6 protein-coding genes are annotated in these 5,960 nt (G+C 68.5%); 3 read left to right on the forward strand and 3 right to left on the reverse strand.

Going from position 1 to position 5,960, the window contains the following annotated elements; genetic code table 11:
• Positions 1-21: 21 nt before the first annotated feature.
• Together NL1_RS35420 and NL1_RS35425 are read right to left on the reverse strand one after the other, a co-directional pair.
• Positions 22-1,008, reverse strand: a complete 987-nt coding sequence (locus tag NL1_RS35420; RefSeq protein WP_067849205.1) for a hypothetical protein — start codon at positions 1,006-1,008, stop codon at positions 22-24.
• Positions 1,009-1,198: 190 nt separating this feature from the next.
• Positions 1,199-1,681 carry a DUF456 domain-containing protein gene (locus NL1_RS35425; protein WP_067849208.1) on the reverse strand — a complete coding sequence of 161 codons (483 nt, stop codon included), beginning with the start codon at positions 1,679-1,681 and terminating at the stop codon, positions 1,199-1,201.
• Between the two features lie 403 nt (positions 1,682-2,084).
• On the opposite strand from NL1_RS35425, the gene NL1_RS35430 reads away from it, so the two are divergent.
• Positions 2,085-3,185: a CaiB/BaiF CoA transferase family protein gene (locus NL1_RS35430; protein ID WP_067849210.1), complete on the forward strand. Its 1,101-nt coding sequence runs from the start codon at positions 2,085-2,087 to the stop codon at positions 3,183-3,185.
• 264 nt (positions 3,186-3,449) lie between these two features.
• On the opposite strand, the gene yczR is transcribed toward NL1_RS35430, so the two are convergent.
• Positions 3,450-4,946: a MocR-like transcription factor YczR gene (yczR, locus tag NL1_RS35435; protein ID WP_067849213.1), complete on the reverse strand. Its 1,497-nt coding sequence runs from the start codon at positions 4,944-4,946 to the stop codon at positions 3,450-3,452.
• A gap of 62 nt (positions 4,947-5,008) precedes the next feature.
• On the opposite strand from yczR, the gene NL1_RS35440 reads away from it, so the two are divergent.
• Both NL1_RS35440 and NL1_RS35445 read left to right on the forward strand, forming a co-directional pair.
• Positions 5,009-5,314 (forward strand): hypothetical protein, encoded by a 306-nt coding sequence (locus NL1_RS35440; protein WP_067849216.1) that lies wholly within the window; start codon positions 5,009-5,011, stop codon positions 5,312-5,314.
• Between the two features lie 48 nt (positions 5,315-5,362).
• Positions 5,363-5,920: a methylated-DNA--[protein]-cysteine S-methyltransferase gene (locus NL1_RS35445; RefSeq protein ID WP_067849219.1), complete on the forward strand. Its 558-nt coding sequence runs from the start codon at positions 5,363-5,365 to the stop codon at positions 5,918-5,920.
• Positions 5,921-5,960: the final 40 nt, after the last annotated feature.

Consider the following 5,960-nt stretch of genomic DNA (forward strand, 5'->3'; position numbering starts at 1 on the left):
AGCTAGGTCCTCGCAGAGCCTTCACACGCTTCGCAGAGGTTGTTGCGCCTGCGAAGCGTGTGGAAGGTCTGCGGGGTACCAGCTGCCGATGCGGCGAGCGGGGCGGGCCAGTCCAGCCGCGCGCGCCAAGCGGGTCAGCCACGGGGTGTCGGACGCGTCGAGTTCGGCCCAGGTCCAACGAATTACGAGCCAGCCGCGTGCGCGCAGCGCGTCTTCGCGGACCTTTTCGGCGACGACTACGTCGTCTGCCGTGTGCGGCCCCCGATGCGCCGCACGGTATTTCATGAGGCCGTCGAACTCGCCGATGACGCCCAGCTCGGGAAACAGGAAGTCGACTCGGGCGATGACCATGCCGTCCGGGGTGATGATCCGCGCCTGCAGCTCAGGAGTCGGCAGCCCGGCTGCCTGGATGGCGACACGGCTTCGTGACTCGCCCACGCTTTCGGAGCGGCCGTCCAGGGAGGCGATCACTCGGCGGGCAGCGGAATTGCCCGGTCGGCACTTCGAGCGGTCCAACTGCTCGAGCAGTTGGTCCGGGGTGACTGCGCCGAGCCGTAATGCGCTGTCGCCGATCACAACTGCCTTCTCGAACGGGATCGTGCGCGCGAGGTCGACTACCGTCCTCGCCGGGCTGGTCACCGTGAGATCGCCGCAGCGCACGACGTCATCGGACTCGATACGAGCGGCATGCAAGACGACCTGCCGCGCCGTTCGAGCGCCCGCCGCGCGGTCTCGGGTCAAATGCACCCGGTTCGTCGGTACACCCCAGTGCGACAAGCCATGCGCGAACGCGGCCGAGATATGACTGACCACAGCGTGCGGACTGGAGGCCTGGCACACCGCACGGGCGAGCACCAGATGCCTCTCCTCGACCGACAACTCGGCCACCCGTCCAGCGTCCATGTACGCACCGCGCCGCACGCGCTGCCAGTTGATGCCGTGCAACTCCCGATCGGTGAGCCCTTCGGCGATCGCCCGCCCCCGCTGTATCGGCACCGGTTTGTCCATACGTTGGATCGTCCCGCAAATCGCTGGGCCTGAGGCCCAGCTCGGCACCAACTGTGGACAACCCACGGCCTGTGGACAACTCGTGCACGGTCCCAGGAAAGGGTCCTCGCAGACGCTTCACACGCTTCGCAGAGGTTGCGGCCTCTGCGCAGCGTGTGAAAGGTCTGCGAAGACCGCGCTTGGCTGTCGGTTAGGCGACGAAGGCGCCGGTGAGCCAGGTGGCGGTGGCCAACAAGGCGCCGAGGAGTTCGATCAGCATGGAGAGGCCTACGCCCTTGAGGGCGTGTTTGGTTGCTTGCCAGGCGGGTTGGGTCTGGGCGAGGCGTTGGAGTTCGGAGAGGTAGACGCCGACGACGAAGCCGACGAAGAGGCCGACGATCGGGATGACGAAGAAGCCGACGATGCCGAGGACGGCGCCGAGGAACAGGGCGCGGTTGGAGACGCCCGCGTCTTTCATCTTGCGGCCGGGCCAGGTGTATTTGATGATTCCGGAGAGCACCAGGAAGACCGTGCTGATCGCGAAGACGGTCCACGCGGTGGCTCCGCCGGTCATGATCGCCCAGGCCAGGATGGCGCCGAAGATCAAGATCACCCCGGGCAGGATCGGGACGATGATGCCGAGCAGGCCGACCAGGATCAGCAGGCCGATGACGACCTCGCCCCACACGCTCATGCCTGCACCTCGCCAGCGATCGGCTCCGGCATGCGGGTGGCCCGGTACACGATTCGCCTACTGCGATCTCTCATGCCTGCACCTCGCTAGCGATCAGCTCCGGCATGCACGTGGCCCGGCGCGCGATTCGCCTACTGCGACATACCTGCACCTCGCCGACGCTCGGCTGCGGCATACGCGTGGCGCGCTGGCGCTCACTCCGCTCGCTCACTGCTGGTTCCTCCCGTTTTGCGCATCGGCACGCTAGTGGGATTCTCACCCACCCGGCGGGCCGGTGCACGACGGAGGGTTCCGATAGAAGGTGGCGGCGTTATTGTCATACTGTCAATACATCCGCGGGCGCTGCCCGGGGGACCGCACCGCCGGTCGGTGCGCAGGGATCAACGACGAACCGAGGTAAGGCGTGACCACACCATCCACCGCCACCAAGCAGGGCCCGCTCGCGGGCATCAAAGTTGTCGAGCTGGCCGGTATCGGCCCCGGTCCGCATGCCGCGCTGTTGCTGGCCGATCTCGGCGCCGACGTGGTGCGGGTGCAGCGGCCGAACATGCTGCCCGGGTTCATGGAGCGTCCGCAGTGGCGCGGGCGGACCATCGTCGAGGCGAACCTGAAGGATCCGGCCGACATCGAGAAGGTGCTCGGGCTGATCGAAAAGGCCGACGTGCTCATCGAAGGCTTCCGCCCCGGCGTCACCGAGCGTATGGGCCTCGGGCCCGACGAGGCGCTGGCGCGCAATCCGCGGCTGGTGTACGGCCGGATGACCGGCTGGGGTCAGGACGGCCCGCTGGCCGACCGCGCGGGCCACGACATCAACTACATCTCGCTGACCGGCGTGCTCAACGCGATCGGCCGCAAGGGCGAGCGGCCGGTGCCGCCGCTGAACATGGTCGGCGACTTCGGCGGCGGCTCGATGTTCCTGGTGTTCGGCATCCTGGCCGCGCTGATGGAACGGCAGAGTTCAGGTAAGGGCCAGGTGATCGACGCCGCGATGATCGATGGCGCACTTGCCCTTTCGCACATGATCTGGGGTATGCGCGGGGTCGGCCTGTGGTCCGACGAGCGCGGCACCAACCTGCTCGACACCGGCATGGCCTTCTACGACACCTACGAGACCTCCGACGGCAAGTACATGGCCGTCGGCGCGATCGAGCCGCAGTTCTACGCCGAGCTGCTGAAGGGTCTGGAGATCGACCCCGAAGGCCTGCCGATGCAGATCGACCCGAACGGCCAGGACGAGCTGAAGAAGCTGTTCGCGGAGAAGTTCAAGACCAAGACCCGCGACGAGTGGGCCGCGATCTTCGACGGCACCGACGCCTGCACCACCCCGGTGCTCACGCTGACCGAGGCCACCGAGAACGCGCACATCGTCGCGCGCAACGGTCTCGTCGACATCGACGGCGTGGTGCAGCATGCGCCCGCGCCCCGCTTCTCGCGCACCCCGGCCGCCATCCCGACCCCGCCGCCGACCGAGGCGACGCCGATCGAATCCGTCTGGGCGGATTGATATTTCGTCGGCGGATCCCCCGTGGTCGATTGGCCGCGGGGCGTTCGCTTTCTCGCGCTGACGAACGTCGAGGCAGGGCTGGCGGACGGCTTTCCCCTCGGGCACAGAGCCTTTCACGAGTGCCGCCGAGCCGCATAGCTCCATGGGGCGGCTGCTCCCGACGCGCTGGCTTCAACGGCGAGCCGATTTTGGCTTCGATCCGATGGCCCGAGCAGGTAAAGCGGGTTCAGTGCGCCGGCCGCGCACCGGGTCGGCGCACGTAAATCAGTAGCAGGTAAGTGGATTCAGTGGGTCGGCCGCGCGTGGGGTCAGCCCTTCGTAAGCGGAGGCGACCGCTTTCACCGCCAGCCGCAGGTCGGCCTCCTGGTGGGTATACGGTAGCCGGAGGAAACGCTCGAAGGCGCCTTGAACGCCGAAACGCGGTCCGGCGGCGAGCAATACACCGTGGTTGGGTGCGGTTGCGGCGAGCGCGGTGGAGACCGGGGCGGGCAGCTGGGCCCAGACCGACATGCCGCCGACACCCGTGCTGACCCGCCAATCCGGCAATTCCTCGGCCAACGCGGCGAGCAAAGCGGCTCGCTGACAACGCAATTGATCGCGGCGGCGGTCGAGAATGGTGCCGGCGTTCTCCAGCAGGTGCACCGTGGCGAGCTGGTCCATCACCGGCGTGCCGAGATCGACGGTGGAGCGGATGCCGAGGAGCTTGGTGATCAATGTCTGGTTGGTGCGAATCCAGCCGACCCGCAGACCACCCCAGAACGACTTGGACGCCGAACCGATCGTGATGATCTCGGAGTTCCTGGCGAACGCGGCGACCGGCGGCGGCAGGGTGTCCACGTCCAGCCCGAGGTCCACCATCGATTCGTCGACGACGACCGTCATGCGAGTTTCGCGGGCGATGGCGGCCAGTTCCGCGCGCCCCTCGGCGTCGAGCAGCATGCCGGTCGGGTTGTTGAAGTCCGGCACGAGGTAGGCCAGGGTGGCCGCGGTTTGCCTTGCGGCGCTGCGGATTCCATCCAGATCCCAGCCCGAGTGCGGGCTCTCCGGCAGCAGCGGCACCGGGACGGGACGCGCGCCGACATCGCGGATGGCCTCGATGGCGTTCGGGTAGGTCGGGTGCTCGATCAGCACCCGGGCGGCCGGCGCGGTGAGCACATTGAGCAGCAGGCGCAGGCCGTGCTGGGCGCCGAGCGTGATGAGGATCTGTTCCGGCCCGGTGGGCAGTCCGCGCTCGGTGTAGCGGCGGGCCACCGCCTCGCGCAGCGCGAGCACGCCGACCGGATCCATGCCGTGGGTGCCGAGATAGGCCGGGAGTCCTTGCAGCGCGGCGGAATACGCGTCCTGCATCTCGCGCGGCGCGGCCATCGCGGCGTAGGTCATGTCGATGGTGGTCAGCTCCGGCTGCGCCATCAGCGCCAGGATGCTGCGCGCCGGTTTGCTGCCGTCGTGCGGCACGGCCGGGGGCAACGCCACGGTGCTGCGCGAGCCCTGGCGGCTGATCAGATAGCCGTGCTCGCGCAGCAGCGCGTAGGTGGAGGTGATGGTGGTCCGGCTGACGCTGAGGGTGGCGGCCAGGTCGCGCTCACTGGGCAGGGCGACGCCGAGGGGCGCGCGGCCGTCGTGGATGAGCAAGCGGATGCCCTCGGCCAGTGCCAGGTATGCCGGGCGGGCCGCACGCCGCGCCGGGTCGTCGTCACCGGCGCTGCGCCAGCTGCCCAAGTCGCGCGCCAGGCTGGCCGCGCCGATCACTCGTGTCGCCATACAGTCCAGTATTAAGGGATTGGATATTTATTGGCAAGGCCAGTTGGCGGAGCCTGTTCGGTATGACCGCCCTGCTCACCTTCCTCGTCGTCACCGCGTTCTGCTACGCGATCTACCACTACGCGCCGAAACAGACCAAGGACCTGTTCGAGCTCGAGCGGTTCCGTCCGCTCGGCTCGCTCACCGACCATCGCGCTGCACACTACGATGACCTGCGGCAATACTCGGATCTCGCGGCCGTGCACGGTCGCGGCGACGAGCTGGTTCCGGAGGTTTCGCCGTCCCGGGCGCCGCGGGTCGCCGCGCTGCGCCGCAGCCTCGGCGCCTGCCAGAATGCAAGTAAGGCCAGTTTTGGAAAACTGGCCTGATATCCGCCGTCCACGGGTTCTGTCGGTGCCAAGGTGCACACTGACGGTATGAGTGAGTCCGCTCGCCCGGCCGCCGCGGCGCTTTTCGACACCGCCATCGGTGCCTGCGCGATCGCATGGAGCGGCGACGCCGTCTTCCGATTCCAGCTGCCAGAGGCGGACCGGGACGCCACCCGCGCCCGCATCACCCGGCGGCGCGCGGGCGCCGAGGTGCCCGAGGGCGCACCGACCCCCGTGATCGCCGAGGCCATCGCAGGCATCCGCGCTCACCTCGCGGGCGAGCTGGACGACCTGCGCTGGATCCCGGTGGACATCGCCGCGCTCCCGGAGTTCCACCGCGCCGTCTACGCGGTGACCCGCGCCATCGACCCCGGCCACACCCTCAGCTACGGCCAGGTCGCGAACCGCGTCGGCGCGCCCGGCGGCGCGCAGGCGGTAGGTCAAGCGTTGGGGCGCAACCCGATTCCGCTCATCATCCCGTGCCATCGGGTGCTCGCCGCGGACAACGCGCTGCACGGGTTCTCCGCGCCGGGCGGGATTTCCACCAAAGAGCGGCTGCTGGAGATCGAGCGCACACCGGGGTTCGGCGAGCCGACGCTGTTCTGAGGCACGGATGCGGGCACGACCTGCCCGGCCGCGCTGGACG

The sequence above is a fragment of the Nocardia lijiangensis NBRC 108240 genome (genome assembly GCF_001613045.1).
GTDB classification, from domain to species: Bacteria; Actinomycetota; Actinomycetes; order Mycobacteriales; family Mycobacteriaceae; genus Nocardia; species Nocardia lijiangensis.